The 19443-nt window shown below is 45.7% G+C and carries 15 protein-coding genes and 3 tRNA genes; 13 read left to right on the forward strand and 5 right to left on the reverse strand.

The genetic code is table 11. The annotated features are described in order from the left end of the window. Positions 1–5 precede the first annotated feature (5 nt). Entirely contained in the window at positions 6–2804 is a 2799-nt protein-coding gene (gene polA, locus AC30SH_RS08815) for a DNA polymerase I (RefSeq protein WP_314312253.1), read from the reverse strand. Between the two features lie 215 nt (positions 2805–3019). Between polA and AC30SH_RS08820 the strand changes: the two genes are divergently transcribed. From AC30SH_RS08820 to AC30SH_RS08845, 6 genes are all read left to right on the forward strand, one after another. After that, positions 3020–3568, forward strand: a complete 549-nt coding sequence (locus AC30SH_RS08820) for a porin family protein (protein ID WP_048750585.1) — start codon at positions 3020–3022, stop codon at positions 3566–3568. A 119-nt stretch (positions 3569–3687) separates the two neighbouring features. Next, positions 3688–3918 (forward strand): YceK/YidQ family lipoprotein, encoded by a 231-nt coding sequence (locus AC30SH_RS08825; protein ID WP_314312250.1) that lies wholly within the window; start codon positions 3688–3690, stop codon positions 3916–3918. Positions 3919–3927: 9 nt separating this feature from the next. After that, positions 3928–5943: a DNA helicase Rep gene (rep, locus tag AC30SH_RS08830; RefSeq protein ID WP_314886445.1), complete on the forward strand. Its 2016-nt coding sequence runs from the start codon at positions 3928–3930 to the stop codon at positions 5941–5943. Positions 5944–6068: 125 nt separating this feature from the next. Continuing rightward, positions 6069–6162, forward strand: a tRNA-Ser gene (locus tag AC30SH_RS08835). A gap of 17 nt (positions 6163–6179) precedes the next feature. Continuing rightward, positions 6180–6256, forward strand: a tRNA-Arg gene (locus tag AC30SH_RS08840). 54 nt (positions 6257–6310) lie between these two features. Beyond that, positions 6311–6387, forward strand: a tRNA-Arg gene (locus tag AC30SH_RS08845). A gap of 70 nt (positions 6388–6457) precedes the next feature. Here the strand turns inward: AC30SH_RS08845 and AC30SH_RS08850 are convergent. Further along, positions 6458–6838, reverse strand: a complete 381-nt coding sequence (locus tag AC30SH_RS08850; RefSeq protein ID WP_212510193.1) for a PRD domain-containing protein — start codon at positions 6836–6838, stop codon at positions 6458–6460. Positions 6839–6962: 124 nt separating this feature from the next. Between AC30SH_RS08850 and AC30SH_RS08855 the strand changes: the two genes are divergently transcribed. The 4 genes from AC30SH_RS08855 to purT all read left to right on the forward strand — a co-directional run bounded on the left by AC30SH_RS08855 (position 6963) and on the right by purT (position 10033). Next, the gene (locus AC30SH_RS08855) at positions 6963–7568 is read left to right on the forward strand and encodes a beta-phosphoglucomutase family hydrolase (protein WP_212510192.1); all 606 of its coding nucleotides are present in this window, start codon (positions 6963–6965) and stop codon (positions 7566–7568) included. A 66-nt stretch (positions 7569–7634) separates the two neighbouring features. After that, the gene (locus AC30SH_RS08860; protein WP_212510191.1) at positions 7635–8120 is read left to right on the forward strand and encodes a YqaA family protein; all 486 of its coding nucleotides are present in this window, start codon (positions 7635–7637) and stop codon (positions 8118–8120) included. Between the two features lie 214 nt (positions 8121–8334). After that, a complete protein-coding gene (luxS, locus tag AC30SH_RS08865; protein ID WP_212510190.1) occupies positions 8335–8841 on the forward strand; it encodes an S-ribosylhomocysteine lyase in 507 nt (168 codons plus the stop codon). A gap of 10 nt (positions 8842–8851) precedes the next feature. After that, positions 8852–10033, forward strand: a complete 1182-nt coding sequence (purT, locus tag AC30SH_RS08870) for a formate-dependent phosphoribosylglycinamide formyltransferase (RefSeq protein ID WP_212510189.1) — start codon at positions 8852–8854, stop codon at positions 10031–10033. A gap of 71 nt (positions 10034–10104) precedes the next feature. Here purT and rluA read toward each other — a convergent pair whose 3' ends face one another. Together rluA and rapA are read right to left on the reverse strand one after the other, a co-directional pair. Then, the gene (gene rluA, locus AC30SH_RS08875; RefSeq protein WP_005715545.1) at positions 10105–10764 is read right to left on the reverse strand and encodes a bifunctional tRNA pseudouridine(32) synthase/23S rRNA pseudouridine(746) synthase RluA; all 660 of its coding nucleotides are present in this window, start codon (positions 10762–10764) and stop codon (positions 10105–10107) included. A gap of 2 nt (positions 10765–10766) precedes the next feature. Next, positions 10767–13625: an RNA polymerase-associated protein RapA gene (rapA, locus tag AC30SH_RS08880; RefSeq protein WP_212510188.1), complete on the reverse strand. Its 2859-nt coding sequence runs from the start codon at positions 13623–13625 to the stop codon at positions 10767–10769. Positions 13626–13816: 191 nt separating this feature from the next. On the opposite strand from rapA, the gene pnuC reads away from it, so the two are divergent. Continuing rightward, positions 13817–14500 (forward strand): nicotinamide riboside transporter PnuC, encoded by a 684-nt coding sequence (gene pnuC, locus AC30SH_RS08885; protein WP_032997720.1) that lies wholly within the window; start codon positions 13817–13819, stop codon positions 14498–14500. Positions 14501–14563: 63 nt separating this feature from the next. Here the strand turns inward: pnuC and AC30SH_RS08890 are convergent, their stop codons facing one another. Beyond that, positions 14564–15271, reverse strand: coding sequence for a tRNA1(Val) (adenine(37)-N6)-methyltransferase (locus AC30SH_RS08890; RefSeq protein WP_005715539.1), 708 nt, complete (start codon positions 15269–15271; stop codon positions 14564–14566). Positions 15272–15360: 89 nt separating this feature from the next. Between AC30SH_RS08890 and srmB the strand changes: the two genes are divergently transcribed. Together srmB and mutS are read left to right on the forward strand one after the other, a co-directional pair. Further along, the gene (gene srmB / locus AC30SH_RS08895; RefSeq protein ID WP_314886435.1) at positions 15361–16689 is read left to right on the forward strand and encodes an ATP-dependent RNA helicase SrmB; all 1329 of its coding nucleotides are present in this window, start codon (positions 15361–15363) and stop codon (positions 16687–16689) included. Positions 16690–16710: 21 nt separating this feature from the next. Beyond that, positions 16711–19326 (forward strand): DNA mismatch repair protein MutS, encoded by a 2616-nt coding sequence (gene mutS / locus AC30SH_RS08900; protein ID WP_212510186.1) that lies wholly within the window; start codon positions 16711–16713, stop codon positions 19324–19326. Positions 19327–19443 lie beyond the last annotated feature (117 nt).

Below are 19443 nucleotides of genomic sequence, written 5' to 3' on the forward strand. Positions count from 1 at the left end.
TAACCTTAGTGGGCTTCGTCCCAATTCTCGCCCACGCCGACATCCACAATCAGCGGCACCACAAGCTCAGCGGCCGCTTCCATATGTTGTTTGATGAGCTCGCTAAAAAACGCGATTTTTTCTGACCGCACTTCAAACACCAATTCATCGTGCACCTGCATGATCATGTGAATATCCGGATTATCACGCGTAATTTCATCCAATTTAATCATGGCGCGTTTGATGATGTCGGCGGCGGTGCCTTGCATTGGCGCGTTAATCGCAACCCGTTCTGCGCCTTTACGACGCATGGCGTTGGAAGAATTGATTTCCGGCAAATACAAACGGCGTCCGAACAAGGTTTCCACATAGCCTTGCGCTTTCGCCTTCTCACGAATGTCGTGCATAAAGGTTTGCACGCCCGGGTAACGTTGGAAATACAAATCCATGTAGCGTTGCGCATCCGCGCGGGAAATCCCAAGCTGACGGGAAAGCCCGAAAGAGGACATACCATAAATCAGCCCAAAGTTAATGGCTTTCGCGTTGCGGCGTTGTTCGCTCGTCACCTGTTCCAACGGCAAACCGAAAATTTCCGCCGCGGTGGAACGGTGAATATCTTTGCCTTGCGCGAACGCATTAATCAAACCGGTATCGTTGGACAAATGCGCCATAATGCGCAGCTCGATTTGCGAGTAGTCTGCGGCAATAATTTTATAACCGTCGCGGGCAATAAAGGCTTGGCGAATGCGACGGCCTTCCTCGTTACGAATAGGAATATTCTGCAAATTCGGATCACTGGAAGAAAGCCGCCCGGTTGCCGTTACGGCTTGATGGTAAGAGGTGTGCACGCGCCCGGTTTGCGAGTTCACCATTTGCGGCAATTTGTCGGTGTAAGTGGATTTCAGTTTGCTCAAACCGCGATGTTCCACCAACACTTTCGGCAATTCGTGGCTGTACGCCAGTTCCTCCAACACTTCTTCATTGGTGGACGGTGCGCCTTTCGGCGTTTTTTGCAACACCGGCAAGCCGAGTTTATCGAACAGAATGTCTTGCAACTGTTTCGTGGACGCCAAATTGAACGGTTGCCCCGCCAGTTCGTGCGCCTGCATTTCAAGTGCGGCCAATCTTTCGGTAATTTCGTTGGACTGCAGGAACAGTGCATCAGAATCAATCAGTACGCCGCAACGCTCCATACGCGACAACACGCCAAGCAACGGCAATTCGATGGACTGATAGAGTTCCACCAAACTGGGTTGCGACTGAAGTTTTTCCCACAACACTTGTTGCAATTTCATGGTCACGTCGGCATCTTCCGCCGCGTATTCGCCTGCTTGCTCTAGCGGGATTTGGTTGAACGTCAGCTGATTTTTCCCTTTGCCGGCAATGTCTTCAAAGCCAATGGTTTGGTGCCCGAGATAACGCTTAGCTAAGTCGTCCATGTTGTGTCGACCGGTGCTGTCCAAGGTGTAAGAAAGCAACATGGTGTCGAATTCAATACCCTGCAACGCAATGCCATTACGAGCAAAAATGGTCATATCAAACTTGAGATTCTGCCCGACTTTACCGATATTCGGATTCTCTAAAATGGGTTTGAGGGCACCAAGTGCGGTGCTTTTTTCGAGCGTTTTTGGCGCACCGAGATAATCCAAATGCAACGGTAAATACGCCGCTTCGCCATTTTCTAACGCAAAAGATACGCCGACCAAATTAGTAGACATATAATCCAACCCGTCGGTTTCCGTATCCACCGCAATCAGTTTCTCGGCACTTAATTTTTCCACCCAACGAGCTAAATCTGTTTCAGTCAGAATATTTTCATAGTGGCTGCGGTCGATGTTAAATTTAACCGAGTTTTCAACCGCACTTTCATCGGTTTTGACTGCCGGCGTCGCTTGATAATGGTTAATTTTCACCGATTGCGTCGGTTGCGTTACAGAATTGGTGCCGTTCATCACCTCGCCTAGCCAGCGTTTGAATTCATACCGCCCGAAATATTCGATTAAGGCGTCATTGTTGCTGTCACCAAGCGCAAGTTCTTGCGGAGAAAATGCCAATGCCACGTCGGTTTTGATGGTTGCCAACGCGTAGGACAAATCTGCCATGTCTTTTTCAGCAAGCAATTTTTCACCGAGTTTCTTCGCACCACGAATCGGCAGTTCGGCGACTTTATCTAGATTGGCATAAATTTGCTCCATGCTGCCGATACCTTGCAAAAGCCCTAGCGCTGTTTTTTCGCCTACGCCGGAGACACCGGGAATGTTGTCGGAGCTGTCGCCCATCAACGCCAGATAATCAATAATCAACTCAGGCGGAATACCGTATTTTTCAATCACGCCATCACGATCCAGCAGGCTGTTGTTCATGGTATTAATCAACATAATGTTGTCGTCCACCAGCTGTGCCATATCTTTGTCGCCCGTACTAATAAGTACCTTCTGCCCGTTTTTTGAGGCTTGGCACGCCAGCGTGCCGATCACATCATCCGCTTCTACGCCTTCCACCACCAACAGCGGAATACCCAAGGCACGGATCATGTCATGCAACGGCTGGATTTGTTTACGCAGATCGTCCGGCATCGGCGGACGGTGAGATTTATATTGCTCAAACATTTCATCGCGGAAAGTTTTGCCTTTGGCATCAAACACTACCGCAATGTGGCTTGGCTGCACCTGAGAAATCAAGCTTTTCAACATATTCAGCACACCATACATGGCGCCTGTCGGTTCACCGTTGGAATTGGTAAGCGGAGGGAAAGCGTGAAAGGCACGGTATAAATAAGAAGAACCGTCCACGAGGACAAGGGGATTTGCAGCAATTTGAGCCATAATCATCTCATGATGTTGATAAAATGTTGTCGCATTATAGCGAAAATCAGCCAAGGGCGCATGAGAAATCCCCTTGAAAACAAGATCAAAAAACACCGAAAAAACAGACCGCACTTTGTCTTTCAAGATCCTTGATATCACTAAAGGATCTTGATCCTTATAGTAAAAATGCCTATACTCACACCGTTTTTTAACTCAATCAGACAGAGGGTCTTATGAAAAAATTAACACTTTTAGCACTTAGCGCTGTTGTTCTTGCTTCAACTTCCGCAGTCGCATCTGACTTCACCGGTTTCGGTGTAGGTGTTGGCGTAGGTACAACCAAATACGAAGATGCAAAACGCATCTCAAACGTAGATTTAATTGCGGACTATGGTTTCAACCATAGTGAAAATGTTGTGGGTATCGTTGAAGGCAAACTCAAACCACACAATTCAACATTAGTGGACGACGCTGACACTAAAGTACAACAAAAAGGCCGTTTAGGCGTAGGTTATTTGCTAGGCTACCGTGCGACCCCATCTGTGTTGCCTTATGCAAAAGTAAGTGCTGAAATCGTAAAATTTGATGCAACAGATCACTACGATGGACTAGTAATCAAAACCACCGAAACAAAAGCCGGTTATGGTTTAGGTGCAGGTGTAAAAGCGAACTTAGCACCAAACTTTGAATTAGGTTTGGAATATTTACGTACTAGTCACAAATTTGATGGTGAAAATGTTAAAGGTAATACCTTCAGCACCAATGCATCTTACCGTTTCTAATGTAATGTAACTTAAATTTTATTGCGCCGAAGGAAAACCAACGGCGCATTTTTTTGCCCGAACAATCTTGTGCAAACCTTTCCACATCTTTTCTTATTTGGTGTAAAATCCGCCCACTTATGAAATTTCAACCCTTAAAAACAGTGCTTTTTTCGACCGCACTTTTCACCGCAAGTGCCTGTGGCACCGTGGTAAAACTCGTGGATCCGACAGAACCTTATAGTCCTTATGCGGGTACCAAATATGATTTTGAGATGGCGAAACGTTGGGGCTTGCCGATTTTGGATGTGCCGTTGTCTTTTCTGTTGGATACGGCGCTACTGCCTTATGCGTGGCCGCAAAGTGAATAATCAATGACTATGAAACTCAATCCGCAACAACAACAAGCCGTGGAATATGTTTCCGGCCCTTGCCTCGTTTTAGCCGGTGCAGGCTCAGGAAAAACGCGCGTCATCATCAATAAAATTGCTCATCTCATTGGCAAGTGTGGCTATCTTCCAAAGCAAATCGCCGCCGTCACTTTCACCAACAAAGCCGCTCGCGAAATGAAAGAACGCGTGGCACAGTCTATTGGTAAGGAATCCTCCAAAGGGCTAATTGTATCCACCTTTCACACCCTCGGTTTTGACATTATTAAGCGTGAATATAAGCACTTAGGTTTTAAAGCCAATATGACGTTGTTTGACGAGCATGATCAAATGGCGCTGTTAAAGGAACTCACCGCCGATCTATTTCAAGAAGACAAAGAGTTACTACGCACGCTGATCAATCGCATTTCCAACTGGAAGAATGATTTATGTAGCCCGCAACAAGCAATGGCATTGGCGCGTGATAAGCAAGAACAAACCTTTGCTCATTGTTATGACCGCTATAACAAACAATTGCGTGCTTACAACGCGTTGGATTTTGATGATTTGATTATGTTGCCGACCCTACTGTTCAAACAGAACGCCGAAGTGCGGTCAAAATGGCAGGAGAAAATTCGCTATCTGTTGGTAGATGAATACCAAGATACCAACACCAGTCAATATGAGTTGATTAAGTTGTTAGTGGGCGATCGTGCGCGTTTCACCGTAGTGGGTGACGATGATCAATCCATTTATTCTTGGCGTGGCGCACGACCACAGAATATGGTGCGATTACGCGATGATTTTCCGGTGTTACGGGTGATTAAACTGGAACAAAATTACCGTTCCAGCCAACGCATTTTGCATTGCGCCAATATCCTCATCGATAACAATGATCATGTTTTCGACAAAAAACTCTTTTCCAATTTAGGCGAAGGGGAAAAGTTACAAATTATTGAAGCAAAAAACGAAGAACATGAGGCGGAACGTGTCGTGGGCGAACTCATTGCTCACCGGTTTATCGCCAAAACCCATTATCGTGATTATGCTATTTTGTATCGTGGTAACCACCAATCGCGCTTGCTGGAAAAAATTCTGATGCAAAACCGCATTCCATACAAAATCTCCGGTGGCACATCCTTTTTCTCCCGCGCGGAAATTAAGGACATGATGGCGTATTTGCGTTTGGTGGTGAATCAAGATGATGATGCGGCATTTTTGCGCATTGTGAATACGCCAAAACGGGAAATCGGTACGGCAACCCTGGAAAAATTGGGTTCATTGGCACAAGAAAAACATGTCAGCTTATTTGAAGCGATTTTTGATTTTGAGCTAATTCAGAGGGTCACCCCGAAAGCCTATGATGCGTTGCAAAAATTCGCCCGTTGGATTGTGGAATTGAATGATGAAATACAACGTTCCGAACCTGAACGCGCTGTGCGCTCCATGCTTGCTTCGTTACATTATGAAGAATATTTATACGAATACGCCACCAGCCCCAAAGCCGCTGAAATGCAGAGTAAAAACGTGGCAACGCTGTTTGATTGGATTGCTGATATGCTCAAAGGCGATGAATTTAACGAGCCGATGAACCTCAATCAGATCGTTACCCGCTTAACCTTACGCGATATGTTAGAACGGGGCGAAGAGGAAGATGACAGCGATCAGGTACAATTAATGACGCTTCATGCCTCCAAAGGGCTAGAATTTCCGCATGTGTTTTTAATCGGCATGGAAGAAGGCATTTTGCCACACCAAACCAGTATTGACGAAGACAACGTGGAAGAAGAACGCCGTTTGGCGTATGTGGGCATTACGCGTGCACAGCAGAATCTGTGGTTCTCGTTGTGCAAAGAACGACGCCAGTTCGGCGAATTGATTCGTCCGGAGCCAAGCCGATTCTTACTGGAGTTGCCGGAAAACGATTTGCAGTGGGAACGGGATAAACCGCCGTTAAGTGCCGAACAGCAACAAGCAAAAACACAAAGCCATATTGCCAATTTACGGGCGATTTTACGCGGGAAATAATCAGCGAAGGGGATACTTGAAGTTGTCGAGAAATCGCACAACTAACTTGATTTCAAGCACTTTTCGGAAAAAATAATTTGACTTATTGTCATAAACCCGTATTATACCGCCCACAAACCAATTGTGGTGAGATGGCCGAGTAGGCTGAAGGCGCTCCCCTGCTAAGGGAGTATGGGGTCAAAAACTCCATCGAGGGTTCGAATCCCTCTCTCACCGCCATTTGTTTAATTTGTCTCGCACCCGTAGCTCAGCTGGATAGAGTACTCGGCTACGAACCGAGCGGTCAGAGGTTCGAATCCTCTCGGGTGCGCCATTTTAAATCGACTCTATTGTTTAAAATGGTTTGAGCAAATTGAACACCAACTACGCACCCGTAGCTCAGCTGGATAGAGTACTCGGCTACGAACCGAGCGGTCAAAGGTTCGAATCCTTTCGGGTGCGCCATTTCACTTCTTTATAATCCCCAACTCATTTTCTAGAACAACCAAAAGTGCGGTCGTTTTTTCGTGTATTTTTAACGAAGCCGTTCTAACACCTGTGGTTGATCCAATACTAATCCGTACACGTTTGCCAAAAAATACGTTTGTTCTTCTTCGGGAATCGCCAACGGAATTACTTTCAATATCTTTTGGTGAATCTGCAAAACTTGCGGAAAAACCACCGCACTTTGAATTTCATCCAAAAAATCGGCATACAACGGCGAAGCTCGATGGCCACGTTGAATCCGCCCCAATGCACTAGCAATATGCACTAACATCATTTTTACCTGCTCGGTTTCAACATCCACCCGCCAATCTTGTTGCAAATGACAACGCACATTCAGCACGATTTGCACAATATGTTCGTCAATTAATTCTCGGACTTGAAATGCCCAAAGCCGTTGTTGAAGATCCATTCGCTCGCTCTCAAAAAAGTTGCCCAAGTATAACCGAATCGCGATGAATTAAACGGTGCATTGATCACAAAATTGTAGCAAAATAACTCCCCTCTCATTTTATTAAAGTAATTCGGAAAGCAACATGTTAGATAATGACGTAATAAATCAGTATGACGGTTTAATTTTTGATATGGACGGCACCGTCATTGACACCATGCCTAGCCATGCCAAAGCATGGGAAATGGTCGGGCAACATTATGGTTATCCGTTTGATGGCAACTTATTGTATGAAATGGGCGGCGCCCCAGTAAGAGCCATTGCGCTAGAAATGATGAAACGCTATGCCATGCCTTTAGATAAGTTAGAGGATGTCATTGAATTAAAAAGAGAATATGGCAAAAAACTAATTATGCAACACGCCACATTGCTGCCTGCCGCCAATATTGTTCGCGCATTTTATAATAAAAAGCCTTTGGCATTAGGCACAGGCTCTCACCGCCCGATTGCCAAAATTTTATTAGACAAATTTGATTTTGAGAAATATTTCTCCGCCATCGTGACTGCCGAAGATATTCAGAATCATAAACCGGCACCGGACACCTTTTTACGTTGTGCCGAACTGATTCAAGCCAAGCCACAACGTTGCTTAGTCTTTGAAGATGGCGATTTTGGCATTCAAGCCGGATTACGCGCCGGCATGGATGTGTTTGATGTGCGGGTCAACAAATTAATACGAGGTAATTCGTGATTATCGACGGGCAATCACAGCAGATCATGAAAATGACTTACGCACTTATTTTCCGCACATTTAATCATGTTTGATCTTTTTAGCTGGGATGGGTGGTTCGCCTTATTTGGCGAGCATCGATTGTGGATTATGTTCGCCAGTGCTTTTCTCAGCGCGACTGTCCTGCCCGGCAACTCCGAAATTATTTTTATCACTCTCATCACACCGCTTTTATGGGCGGGTACGCATTATCTTTCTGTGGATATTCAAAGCCTATTGTGGACTGCCGTTGCCGGAAACACGCTGGGAAGTCTGACCACCTATGCACTTGGGCGTTGGCTCCCTACTTTTAATACACCGCCACAAAATGCAAAACTCGCGTGGGTATTAGAAAAAACACGGCGCCACGGGAGTATGATGCTATTTTTTAGCTGGTTGCCAGTCGTCGGTGATGTGTTTTGTGCTGTGGCAGGCTGGTTGAGATTAAATTGGGTGGCGTGTCTGATTTTTATGACGCTGGGAAAAATAGTGCGGTACGTTTTTTTATTATTTTTGGGTGTTGCCGTTCTTTAAAGAACGCGATTTTACGGTAGAATGGCTAAAAAAATGCCTCTCACGAGGAGAGGCGAATAACCTAAGGAACCAATTTTATTAAAACAACTGCAAGTTGCTCGTTGTCTATGACAGCAGTATAGTGAAAAAAGTTCGTAAATAATTTAAAAAATCTCAAAAAAACGTTCAATTGATTATTTTATAAACAAAAACAACTCCATTTGAGGAAAAAGAAATGCCATTACTTGATAGTTTTAAAGTCGATCACACTCGTATGAATGCCCCTGCAGTGCGAATCGCCAAAATAATGCAAACTCCAAAAGGAGATAACATCACTGTTTTTGATTTGCGTTTTACCATTCCAAATAAGGAAAATTTGCCACCGAAGGGCATTCACACACTAGAACATTTATTTGCCGGCTTTATGCGTGAGCATCTCAATAGTCAAGATGTTGAAATTATTGATATTTCCCCGATGGGTTGCCGCACCGGCTTTTATATGTCCTTAATCGGAACCCCAAATGAGACTCAAGTTGCACAAGCCTGGGCAGACTCCATGCAGGATATTCTCAATGTGAAAAATCAACGTGAAATTCCTGAACTGAATGAATATCAATGCGGAACATACACCGAACATTCTTTGGACGAAGCACATCAAATTGCGCAAAATGTATTAGCACGCGGTATCGGTGTGAATAAAAACGAAGATTTAACCTTAGACGAAAGCCTACTCAAACAATAAGGAGCCCCCCATGACCACAATAGGCACGCCATTAACCCCAAAAGCACTGAAAGTAATGATGCTTGGTGCGGGGGAATTGGGCAAAGAAGTTGTCATTGAATTACAACGTTTAGGTGTTGAGGTGATTGCGGTAGATCGCTATGAAAACGCCCCTGCACAACAAGTGGCACACCGTGCTTACACCATTTCTATGTTGGATGGCGTGGCATTACGCGCCGTTGTGGAAAAGGAACGTCCTGATTTTATCGTGCCGGAAGTGGAAGCTATCGCCACCGATACTTTACTTGAACTGGAACAAGAAGGTTTCACCGTTATCCCGACCGCCAAAGCCACGAAGCTGACCATGAACCGCGAAGGCATTCGTCGTTTAGCCTCGGAAGAATTGGGCTTGCCAACCTCACCTTATGAATTCGTAGATAACTTTGACGACTTCAAAAGTGCGGTCGAAAAAATCGGTGTTCCGTGTGTGGTCAAACCGATTATGTCCTCTTCCGGTCATGGGCAAAGCGTTATTCGCACCCTCGATCAAATCCAATCCGCATGGGATTACGCCCAAGAAGGCGGACGTGCCGGCGCAGGACGTGTCATTGTGGAAGGGTTCATCAAATTTGATTACGAAATTACCCAGCTCACGGTGCGCCATGTGAATGGCACCTCATTCCTTGCCCCTATCGGGCACATTCAAGTGGATGGCGATTACCGTGAATCTTGGCAACCTCAAGCCATGTCAAAAACCGCATTGAAAAAAGCGCAAGAAATTGCAGAGAAAATCACCGGAGCATTAGGCGGTCGTGGGATTTTCGGGGTAGAAATGTTCGTGCGTGGCGATGATGTGATTTTTAACGAGGTTTCCCCTCGCCCGCACGATACCGGTATGGTGACCATGATCTCACAAGAGTTATCACAGTTCGCCTTGCACGCTCGTGCCATTTTAGGATTGCCGATTCCAAGCATCGATTTCATCAGCCCGTCCGCCTCTAAAGCCATTGTGGTAGAAGGCAAATCCAACCAAGTACAATTTGCCAACGTAGAGCAGGTACTTGCCGAACCGCAAACCAACTTACGCATTTTTGGTAAAGGTGAAGTGAATGGCCATCGTCGTTTAGGGGTGATTTTGGCGCGCGATATTAGTGTTGAAAAAGCCTTAGAAAAAGCCCGTCGTGCTTATGATAAATTAGAGGTGATTTTATAAGTTCAGCTTATCGTTGAATCACAGTTAAAGTGCGGTGAAAAAATATCTTATTTTTTCACCGCACTTTTTTATTAAAAACCGACCGGCGCGGTGAATCCCATCGTTTCTCCGGTAATCGGATGTTGAATCTGCAGGCTTTCCGCGTGCAAGCAGAGACGAGGCGATAACGCTTTGGCTTGTGGATGTGCGTAGAATTTATCACCTAAAATCGGATGCCCAAGTGCCAGCATGTGTAGGCGTAATTGATGGGAACGCCCTGTAATCGGCGTAAGCTTTATGCGTGTCGTATTATTGGGATAACGTTGTAAAACATCGTAAAAAGTGACCGCTCTTTTGCCTCGTTCAAAGCAAATTTTTTGCCGTGGGCGATTTTCCCAATCACAAATGAGTGGCAATTCCACCACACCATGATCTTGCTCGACATGCCCCCAAACCAGAGCTTGATAATATTTTTTCGGTTCGCGTTCACGAAATTGGCGTTTTAACTCGCGATCTGCCGCTTTGCTCAAAGCAAACAACAAAATGCCGCTGGTGGCCATGTCAAGGCGATGCGCCGGTTCACAAAAACCGTACTTTTCTTTCACCCGCGACATTGCGCTGTCGTAATATTGCGGCTGATTGCCCGGTACGGAAAGCAGTCCACTTGGCTTGTTCACCACCGCAATATAATCATCGCGATACACCAAATCCAGCCAAGGTTCCTGCGGCGGATTATATTCAATCAGGGCCATGTTTATTCCTTATTGCTCACAATCACACGCAAGCAATCTAAACGCCAGGTTGCCTGTTGTAACAGCTGTAAAATTTGGGTGCGTTGACGTTCTAACGTGTGAATTTCATCGGCGCGAATGTTTTTATTCACTTTTTGTAACGCGATTAATCGGTTGAGTTCTGCATCCAATTGCTGCTCGGCTTCTTGCTGTGCGGCATTGATAATTTGCTCACTTTGTGCCACCACCAAACGCTCCCCTTGGGCAATCAACCCTTCAATGCTCGGACGCAACATTTTCACAATTTTATTCGCCACATTGCGTTCCATCGGCTTCAATTTGCGTTGTAATGTGTCAAATGCCACCTGCGACGCCAAATCATTACCGCGATTATCCAGCAACAGACGAATCGGTGTTGGCGGTAAGAAGCGGGTTAATTGTAACCCTTGTGGCGCTTGACTTTCCACCACATAAACCAACTCCAGTAACAGCGTGCCTGATGGCAGATTTTTATTCACCAACAACGCCACGGTGCTTTTGCCAATGTCGCCAGAAGTGATTAAATCAATGCCGTGGTAAATCATCGGATGATCCCAAGTGAGGAACTCCAACTCCTCGCGTGCCAACGCCAGTTGACGGTCAAAAGTGACCGTGACACCTTCCTCTTTCAAGCCCGGGAAATCGGGCATAAGCATCGTTCCTGTGGGCGTGATGACGATAGATTGCTCACCTAAATCTTCCTGTTCCACACCGATGACATCAAACAGATTCAAGGCAAAATTGACTAACTCCTGACTACCATCTTGCTCGGCAATGTCTTGTGCCAGCTGCTTCGCCGCCTCGCCACCGTTAGAGTTAAGCTCCAACAACAAATCACGCCCTTGTTCCAACAGCTGCTTCAGGCGTAACCGTTCCTCTTGAGTACGCTCAATTAAGCCCTGACGAGCGTCAAGTGCGGTCGGATTCTTCAATGTTTTTTGCAATACTTCGGCAAACTGTTCGAACAATAAGGCGCCCATCGGACAGGTTTCATTGAAAGCATTCAAGCCTAAATGATACCAGTCAGCCAGCACCGCTTGCGCACTGTCGGCAAAATACGGCTGATAAATTTGAATTTCTCGCGTTTGTCCAATGCGATCCAAACGCCCGATGCACTGCTCTAACAAATCGGGATTTTCCGGCAAATTAAACAGCACCAAATGACAGGCAAATTGGAAGTTTCGCCCCTCAGAGCCGATCCCGGAACTGAGTAGCACCTGTGCACCATTTTCTTGTTGGGTAAAATACGCCGCCGCACGATCGCGTTCCACAATAGACATTTTTTCGTGGAATACCGCACTACGAATGCCTTCTTTTTCACGCAGAATTTGTTCCAGCTGAATTGCCGTATCTGCATAACGACAAATCACCAACACTTTTTCCTGTCGATGTTGTTTTAAAAAATCGATGAGCCATTGCACACGTGGGTCAAATTCCCACCACGCCATATTGGCGTTAAGTTCTCGCAGAAAATGTTCAGGATAAAGCGCGCATTGCAACGGATTTTCACCAAAGGCAAGGAGCGTTTTCACTGCATTTTCATATTGCTTCGGCTGAGATAAGGCAATGGGGTGATACACCCTTTTCGGGAAGCCTTGTACACTTTGACGGGTATTGCGGAACAATAAACGCCCGGTGCCGTGGCGGTCGATAAGCTGTTGAATTAACTTCGCCTTATTGCCGGTTTCAAAATTAATCGACTTAGCCAACAACAAGGAAATCGTGCGCTTTTCATCCACATTTAATGGGCGATTATCCAGTAATGCCTGTGTGGCTTCAGCAATCGGCTGGTAATTTTGCTGTTCCTTTAAAAAAGCCTGATAGTCATGGAAACGATGTGGGTCCAATAAATTCAAACGGGCAAAATGACTTTGCTGACCAAGCTGCTCCGGTGTGGCGGTGAGTAACAACACGGCCGGAATCTGTTGTGTCAGTTGTTGCACTAACTGATATTCCAAACTTGGATTGACTTCGTCATACACCAAATGATGCACTTCATCGACAATAAGCATATCAAAACCGGCCGCCAAAATTTGTTGTACCCGTTTTGGCGTTTGCACCAACCAATCCAAGGCACAAATAATCATGGATTCGGTGGTAAACGGATTCACTTCTTCTTGCTCTTCTGTCGCGGCAAAATCCGCGCAACGTTCTTCATCAAACAGCGAAAAGTGCAAATTAAAACGACGCAACATTTCGACCAACCATTGATGTTGCAACGTTTCCGGCACAATAACCAGCACGCGGCGTACCTTTTCGGCAAATAATTGCTGCTGCAAAATCATGCCGGCTTCAATGGTTTTACCTAAACCCACTTCATCGGCCAACAACACGCGTGGTGCAATACGCCGCCCGGCTTCTTTCGCAATGTGTAATTGATGAGGAATCAGCCCAGCGCGGATACCGCGTAAGCCCCGCAAGGGCGATTGAAATTGCGCTTTTTGGTATTGCAAAGCTTGGTAACGCAACACGAAATGGTCGTTACGATCAATCTGTGCGGAAAACAGGCGTTCTTGCGGTCGGCAAAAAGAAATGCGATGAGCCAACTCCATTTCACTGACGACACGGTCTTCCTTGCCCTCTTGTTGTACCAAATAGAACAGCAAGCCATTATTTTCCGCCACATTGAGCACTTCGCCATGCCAACTTTCTACATGTTGAATCAAATCACCGATACGAAATTGCACACGATTTAACGGCGCGTTTTTCACCGCATAAATACGTTGTTCTTGTGCGGCAGGGAAATCAATTGTCACTTGCCGAACATCCACGGCACGAATGACTCCTAAGCCTAAATTATTTTCCGTTTCACTGATCCAACGCTGCCCAACCGCAAAAGTCATGATGTTCTCTCTATTGATAAAAAGGCGCTATTTTAGCCCTGTTACGCTGAAAAAGAAATGACACGATGCCATTCATGTTTAACGTGATGACATCTTTTTTGTGATCAGCAACACAAAAACGTAGCAAATCCTTTACATTCTAAAAAATACTTCCTAAGATGACCGCACTTTATCCCATTTGTGAGGTGACTATGAATCTACAACCGTATTTACATCAAATAAAACAAGAACTTTTTTCCGACTGGAAACCTTTTGAAGTGTTTTGGCTATTTCTCTTTATTGCCGCACAAATTGTTGCTTTTGTCTTAGATCCACAATCGCCGCTTGCCATGATTTCCGGTATTACAGGCGTGATTTGCGTGGTGTTTGTCAGTAAAGGGAAAATCAGTAATTATCTGTTCGGACTGATTTTTGCCTACACTTACTTCTATGTAGCATGGGGTGAGAATTTCATCGGCGAAATGAATACCGTCTTGTATGTTTATATTCCAGCGCAATTTATCGGTTATTTCATGTGGAAAACCCATATGCAACAAGAAAAGAGCGGTGGAGAAAGCGTAATTGCCAAATCGTTGACGTTACAAGGCTGGCTCATCCTTGCCACCACAGTGATTGTCGGTACGTTATTGTTCGTGCAAGCCCTTAATGCGGCAGGCGGCAGCTCCACAGGATTAGACGGTTTAACTACCGTAATTACTGTTTCAGCCCAATTATTGATGATTTTACGCTACCGTGAACAATGGCTTTTATGGATTTTGTTAAATATCCTTTCCATTGCCTTATGGGCGGAAACCCCGGCCATGTATTTAATGTATAGTGCCTATTTACTGAACTCGTTATACGGTTATTACAACTGGACGAAATTAATGAAATAGGCCTAAGAAACAAAGAAAAACACCGCACTTTTAAAGAAAGTGCGGTGTTTTTTTATGGTGTTTTTAGAAGTTCAAATAAAAATCCTGCGTCAATGCAACAAAATCGGCGTGATATTGATTCTGGGTGTCGTAGATAATCAACTCGTCATATAGCAATGTTTGTGGTTGTGTGGCAAAGGTCAACAACATACGTTGTGGCGCTTTGCCTTGCTTAGTAATGACATCGCAACGCACAACACAATAAAGTGCGGTGCTTTTTAGCAAAGTTTCTCCTGCGTCAAAAGGTAACACAAAACTGATTTTTCCCTTGGGTGCCAAGCAAGCAGCAGCGGTCTCTAACCAATGTAAATGACTTTGTGCGGCAAAATAACGGGCTGTATTCCGCTCCTCATTACGACAATCTACCCCCGTTTGAAAATAGGGCGGATTGGCGACAATCAAGTCGAAGCGCTCTGCTGTTTGAGTACAAAAACTATCTATATCCTGCTGATACACCTGAATTTTATTCTTCCACGGTGAAATTAATACATTTTCACAGGCTTGTTGTGCCGCCGCGTGATCAATTTCCACGGCACAAATTCGGCTTTCGGCAGAACTGCGTTGAGCCAACATTAAGGCGATTAAGCCGCTGCCGCTACCTAAATCCAATATCTGGTTTGCCTGCGTCACATCCGCCCACGCGCCCAATAAAATACCGTCCGTCCCCACTTTCATGGCACACCGCTCGTGATTGACCTGAAATTGTTTAAAACGAAAACCCGTCTTACTCATCGAAAAACACCGTCAAAAAGGACCGCACTTTAACGGTAAAGTGCGGTATAATTCGGCGCAATTTTAATGCTAATGAACAACAAATACCAATGACAAACCTCACTCAATTTGCAGATTTTGATCTCGCGCCTGAATTACTCAACGCCCTCCAGAAAAAAGGCTACCAACGTCCTACCGCCATCCAACAGGAAACCATTCCTGCCGCGATGGAGGGCTTTGATGTCCTCGGGTCGGCACCGACCGGCACTGGAAAAACCGCCGCGTTTTTGCTACCGGCGATTCAACATTTGTTGGATTATCCACGCCGTAAACCGGGCGCGCCGCGTGTGTTGATTCTTACACCAACCCGTGAACTTGCCATGCAGGTAGCGGAACAGGCGGAAGAACTTGCCTGCTTTACCAAACTCAGCATTGCGACCATCACCGGTGGTGTGGCGTATCAAAATCACGGCGAGATTTTCAATAAAAATCAAGACATTGTTGTGGCGACCCCGGGGCGTTTGTTGCAATACATTAAAGAAGAAAATTTTGATTGCCGCGCGGTAGAAATTCTGATTTTTGACGAAGCGGACAGAATGTTGCAAATGGGCTTTGGGCAAGATGCGGAGAAAATCTCGGCAGAAACCCGTTGGCGTAAGCAAACGTTGTTATTCTCGGCGACCCTTGAAGGGGATTTATTGGAAGATTTTGCCGACCGCACGTTAAACGAGCCGGTGAAAATTGATGCAGAACCGAGCCGACGTGAGCGGAAGAAAATTCAGCAGTGGTATTATCACGCCGACAGTAATGAGCATAAATTCAAATTATTAGCGCGTTTCATTGAGCAAGAGCAAGTGAGCAAAGGCATTGTATTCGTACGCCGTCGGGAAGATGTACGCGAACTGGCGGAAAATTTGCGCAAACGCGGTATTCGCAGCACCTATCTGGAAGGTGAAATGGCGCAAACCCAACGCAATAATGCCATCGATAAACTGAAAAACGGCGTGGTGACGGTGTTGGTCTCCACGGATGTCTCCGCACGCGGTATCGATATTGATGATGTTAGCCACATTATGAATTTTGATTTACCGTACAGCGCCGATACTTATTTGCACCGCATCGGGCGTACCGCGCGTGCCGGCAAAAAAGGCACCGCCGTGTCTTTCGTGGAAGCGCACGATTATCGTCTACTGGGCAAAATTAAGCGTTATACCCAAGAAATTCTGAAAGCCCGTGTGATTGAAGGTTTGGAACCGCGCACCAAAGCGCCGAAAGACGGTGAAATCAAAACCGTCAGCAAAAAACAAAAAGCGAAGAAATTAGAAAAACGCGAAGCGCAAAAGAAAGCGGATAAAAAAACCAAACAACGTCATCAAGATCGTAAAAATATCGGCAAACGCCGTAAACCAAGTGCCGCTACAACGGAAACCGCCCAATAATCGCCGGAATAAGATAACAACATGATGTCAAAAGAAAATTTCGAACAGCATACGCCGATGATGAAACAATATCTGCAACTCAAAGCGGAGAATCCGGATATTTTGTTGTTTTATCGCATGGGCGATTTTTACGAGCTGTTTTATGACGATGCGAAACGTGCCTCCGCACTGTTGGATATTTCGCTGACTAAACGTGGACAATCTGCAGGGCAGCCGATTCCCATGGCAGGTGTGCCTTATCACGCGGTGGAAGGCTATTTAGCGAAGTTGGTGCAGTTAGGGGAGTCCGTCGCCATTTGCGAACAAATCGGTGATCCGAATACGGCGAAAGGCCCCGTTGAGCGCCAAATTGTGCGCATTGTCACGCCGGGCACGGTGAGTGATGAGGCGCTGTTACCGGAACGGCAAGACAACCTCATTGCCGCGGTGTATCAGGAAAAAGATCATTTTGGTTTGGCGACATTAGACATGACGTCCGGTCGTTTTCAGCTATGCGAACCGCAATCCAAAGCGGATTTGCAAACGGAATTGCAACGCATCTCGCCGGTAGAATTGCTTTATTGCGAAGATTTTGCCGATTTTCAGCTCATTGAACACGCTAAAGGTTTGCGCCGTCGCCCTATTTGGGAATTCGAGCTAAAAACCGCCATTCAACAGCTTTGCCATCAATTTAATACCAAAGACTTGTGCGGATTCGGTGTGGAAAAAGCGATTCTGGGATTATGTGCGGCCGGTTGTTTATTGCAATACGCACGCGAAACGCAACGCACCGCCTTGCCGCATATTCAAAGCATTCATCTCATTCAACACAGCGAAAATATTCAGTTGGACGCCGCAACCCGTCGCAATCTGGAGCTCACTCAAAATCTGGCGGGCGGTACGGAAAACACGTTGGCAGCCGTATTAGACAAATGTGTGACCCCAATGGGCAGTCGCTTGCTCAAACGTTGGATTCATCAGCCGATTTGCGATGTGACAAAACTCACGCAACGCCAACAAGCCATTGGTGCGATTTTAGAACAAGATTTAGTGGCGGATTTACAACCTTATTTGCAACAAGTGGGTGACATGGAGCGCATTTTAGCGCGCGTGGCGTTACGCACCGCCCGTCCGCGTGATTTAACCCGCTTGCGTACCGCGCTGGAACAAATTCCTCATATAAAAAATTGTCTGTCGGAAAAAGCATCGGAAAAAAATCCGTTGGATTTTGTGACCGCACTTTATCAGCAGCTAGGTGATTTTTCGGCACAATTTGACCTTTTACAACGGGCGATTATTGATAGTCCACCGGTGCTAATTCGTGATGGTGGTGTCATTGCGGCAGGCTATAACGCCGAATTGGATGAATGGCGTGAATTAGCCGACGGTGCCACCCGTTATTTGGAAGATCTGGAACAGCGGGAACGGGAAAACACCGGCATTGATACCTTAAAAATAGGCTTCAATGCGGTGCACGGTTATTACATTCAAATTAGCCAGGGGCAAGCCCATAAGGCGCCGATTCATTATGTACGTCGTCAAACCTTAAAAAATGCCGAACGTTATATCATTCCTGAGCTAAAAACCTATGAAGATAAGGTGTTGAAAGCGAAAGGCGCTTCTTTGGCGCTGGAAAAACAGTTATACGATGAAATTTTCGACCAATTATTACCGCACTTAGGTGACTTACAGCTCGCCGGTTTGACATTAGCCGAATTGGATGTGCTCACCAATTTAGCGGAGCGGGCGGAAAGCCTGAATTATGTGGCGCCGACCTTCTCGGAGCAAACGGGCATTCATATTCAAAATGGCCGTCACCCCGTGGTGGAACAAGTGTTGAAGGAACCGTTTATTGCCAACCCAACAGTGCTTACGGAACAGCAACATTTTCTCATTATCACCGGCCCGAATATGGGCGGTAAAAGTACCTATATGCGCCAAACAGCACTGATTACCTTAATGGCATACATGGGCAGTTTCGTGCCGGCAGACAGTGCCATAATTGGCCCTGTTGATCGCATTTTTACCCGCATTGGAGCCTCTGATGATCTCGCTTCCGGACGTTCAACCTTCATGGTGGAAATGACGGAAATAGCGAATATTCTGCATCAAGCGACAGACAAAAGTTTGGTGTTGATTGATGAAATTGGCCGTGGAACCTCCACTTACGACGGTTTGTCCCTTGCCTGGGCTTGTGCTGAGTGGTTGGCGAAGAAAATTCGTTCTTTAACCTTATTCGCCACCCACTATTTTGAGCTCACCGTACTGCCGGAACAGGTACAAGGCATAGGTAATATTCATTTAGATGCCATTGAGCATAATGATACCATCGCTTTCATGCATGCCGTGCAGAAAGGTGCTGCCAGCAAAAGCTATGGTCTTGCCGTCGCTGCCTTGGCAGGTGTGCCACAACAAGTTATCAAGCTCGCCAAACAAAAACTGGCGCAATTAGAAAAACTGTCACAGCAAAATGCCAATCAACAGATTCAGGATCTACGTTTATTAAATCAACGCCAAGGTGAATTAGCATTTGATCAGGCAGAAGATGAAAATAAGGATATGTTATTGAATATGTTACAAGAATTAGATCCAGATGAATTAAGTCCAAAACAGGCATTGGCCTATTTGTATCAGTTAAAGAAAATGATAAAGCAATAAAAATAGAAAAAAATAAAACCGCACTTTAGATAAAAATCTCAGTGCGGTTTTTCTTATGGTTTATCTCAGCCATTTATAGTTTATTGTCAGTTTTCTTCTATTCTTTTTTAATACGAC

It is taken from the genome of Aggregatibacter sp. HK296, assembly GCF_980469475.1.